Origin of the sequence: Protofrankia sp. CiP1_Cm_nod1 (genome assembly GCF_920888515.1) — a bacterium.
Taxonomy (GTDB): domain Bacteria; phylum Actinomycetota; class Actinomycetes; order Frankiales; family Frankiaceae; genus Protofrankia.
Window position 1 is genome coordinate 1 of record NZ_CAKKTM010000365.1, and the last position, 2,689, is coordinate 2,689.

Annotated in this window: 2 protein-coding genes and 2 pseudogenes; all 4 read right to left on the reverse strand. The window is 70.7% G+C overall.

All coding sequences use genetic code 11. From position 1 onward, the window contains the following. Positions 1 to 227, reverse strand: a pseudogene (locus tag NBX02_RS16410) (hypothetical protein); the annotation flags it as partial. A 90-nt stretch (positions 228 to 317) separates the two neighbouring features. Then, a pseudogene (locus tag NBX02_RS16415) lies at positions 318 to 1,324 on the reverse strand (IS5 family transposase). Between the two features lie 148 nt (positions 1,325 to 1,472). Then, complete coding sequence (locus NBX02_RS16420) at positions 1,473 to 2,270, reverse strand: OmpA family protein (RefSeq protein WP_250292066.1); 798 nt, start codon at positions 2,268 to 2,270, stop codon at positions 1,473 to 1,475. A 132-nt stretch (positions 2,271 to 2,402) separates the two neighbouring features. Then, positions 2,403 to 2,689 (reverse strand): hypothetical protein (locus NBX02_RS16425; RefSeq protein WP_250292068.1); only part of this gene is annotated, 287 nt, incomplete at its 5' end.

Below are 2,689 nucleotides of genomic sequence, written 5' to 3' on the forward strand. Positions count from 1 at the left end.
AGATCGTCCAGGTCGGTGGTGGTGAACCTCCACTGGAACGGCTGTGCCGTGGCGTTGTAGCGGTCTTCGAATGCTCGGAGCCGGTCGGTGACCTGGGTGAGGTCGGTGAAGTCGTTGGGTGAGACGACTTTGCGTGGGTCTGTTGCATCCGCAGAATCCTTGGTCAGGCATGGCGGATGGATGCGTCGATGTGTTGTCCGTCCGCCGGTCCCCGTCTCGGAGTTCACCGGGTTCCGGTTCCCGCCCGAGGGGAAGCGTGCTGGCGGTCCGCTGGTACCGCGCTGCTACGCCCTGTTAGGGTGCGTATCGAGTCGCGATCAAGGAGTGGTCCGCGCGAGTTCCTTGATCCAGATCATCGAGGCGCGGAGCTGGAGACCCGCAAGATAGCTGCCCGGGGTCTTGTCATAGCGAGTGGCGATACCCCGCCAGTCCTTCAGCTTGTTGATCAGACGTTCGACGGTGTTCCGTTCCTTGGACAGGTCGGCGTCGTGGCGGACGGGCCGGCCACCCCTGCGGCCCTTGCGCTTCCGGTGGGCGGCCTGGTCGGCCTTCTCCGGGATGACCGCCCGGATACCGCGTCCGCGCAGGTAGGCCTGGTTGGCGCGGGACGAGTACGCCGTGTCCCCGACGACCGCGCCGGGCCGGGTACGCGGCCGGCCGACCCGCCCGGGAACCCGGAGCCGCGCCAGTACGGGGACGAACCACGGGCTGTCCGCGGCCTGCCCCACGGTCAGGACGAACGCCAGCGGCCGGCCCCGCCGGTCGGCGGCAAGGTGGACCTTGCTGGTCTGCCCGCCCCGGGACCGCCCCCAGCAGGGCGGCTGTCAACCGGAGGCGGCGTCGACGCCGGCGGCGTCGCCGTTCCCGCCTCGCGGGGTCGTCCTCGCCGTCCCGCCCGTCGTGTCCGTCCGGGCCGCCCCTTTTTCCGGGCCTTCCCCTCCTCCCGCACGGCGGCTTTCTCCAGGGCGGTGAGGACCTCATGGTCCAGGTGCATCCCGGCGGCGTCGTGGTGGGCCCGGGCGGTGGTGGAGTCCACGCTGACCACCGACAGGTCCACCGCACCTCGCGTCCCGGCCTGGGCGATCAGACCCCGCAACAGGGCGTCGAAGACACCGGCGTCCCGCCACTGCCGGAACCGGTTGGACACCGTCGGCCAGGCCCCGAACTCCCTCGGCATCTCCCGCCACTGCCCACCCGTCCGGAACCGCCAGACCACCCCCTCGAACTGCGCCCGCAGCCGCGCCGGGTACGGGCCGAACCCGCCGACCGGCAGGTAGGGCTCGATGAACGCCCACTCCTCATCTGTCAGTTGCGCCCGCGTCATGCCCGACGGTCTACCCGGCCAGACCCGCCACCCGAACGAACCCCACAGACCGATCACAACCCGATACGCGCCCTAGTCCTCACCACACGCGGCCGCCCGTTGCCGCTTAGCGTGAGGTGCGCATACTGGGCCGCCAGGTTGCTCCTGCTCAGCCGGCCGGGAGGCGCAGGACGATCTCGACCCGGCGGTTGAAGGCCTGGCCTTCGGGGTCGGGTGAGCCGTCGGGGTTGGTTTCCTCGGCGAGAGGGCTGGTGCTGCCCATGCCGATGGCTGTGACCTCGGTGGCGTTGACGCGGTGGTCGAGCAGATAGGCCCGGACGACGCCGGCCCGGCGTTCCGACAGTGCCTGGTTCACGCTGGCCGTGCCGGTCGAGTCGGTGTGGCCGCGGACTTGGATCCTGCCGCCGGGAAACCTGGAGTTGATCAGCTTGATGGTGTTGTCCATCGTGTCAGTGCTGCCGATGGTGTTGCTGCCGGTCGCGAAAAGGTTGTCGCTGTTGAACACCACGATGACGACCTTGACGCCGGCCGTGTCCCGGGCCAGCAGAAGGCTGCCGGAGATTCCGGTGAGGTCGATGTCGGTGGAGCCCGGCAGTCGATATAGCGATCCGTTGACGAGCCGGCTACCGCTTTCTGGCTCGTTCGCAGTGCCGATCTGGCACGGGATCCGCAGCGCCAGCCCGGCACCGAAGTCCTGCGTGCCGCAGGTCGGGTCCGGCCCGCCGTCGCCGTCGTAGTCGTCCAGTCCCGGCTGCGCTCCCGCCGGCAGGGTGGTCGCCGCGTCATCGGGAGCGACGTGCGCCGTGGGTTCGGCGGACGTGGCCGGGGTGGGCGCAGAGTTCGCGGGCCTCGTGTCCGGCCCGCCGCCAGATCCCCCGCATCCGGTGCAGCCCACACCGAGCGTGACCGCCGCAGCGAGTAGACGCCACCTGTGAAACCGCTTCATGTGCACCCCCAGAAGGTCACGCAGGCGCAGCGTAGCCGCCCGGCGGAGCGGCCGGAAAGCACGAGCATTGTCGGCCATCCGTCTGTCGACGGAAATGGGGAACACGGTTGACATCGACGCACCGTGAACGAGTCAGTATCGGAAGCGGTCGTCCGATCCGGGTGGGCGCAGCCGGTAGTTGTCACCGGGGCGCTCGGCGGTCAGCCGGCGACGACTCCGTCGACTGGTGCGGGAGGGCACGGTCCGGAATCTCGGGGAGGGCCAGCGGTACCGGTCGCGCCGGCCACGGTCGTGGCGGAGCCGGGCGCCACCCGAGGCCGAGCAGGCGGCGGGCCGCGGCGACCGCCGCGGCCACGATGATGGCCGGGGCACCCCCCGCAGCCCGCCGGCCACGACCAGCGGGTGAACCCGGCCCCGGG

Bases quoted from the DNA above. Each gene is read 5' to 3' on its own strand.
- NBX02_RS16420 (WP_250292066.1), bottom strand. From the start codon at position 2,270: ATGAAGCGGTTTCACAGGTGGCGTCTACTCGCTGCGGCGGTCACGCTC.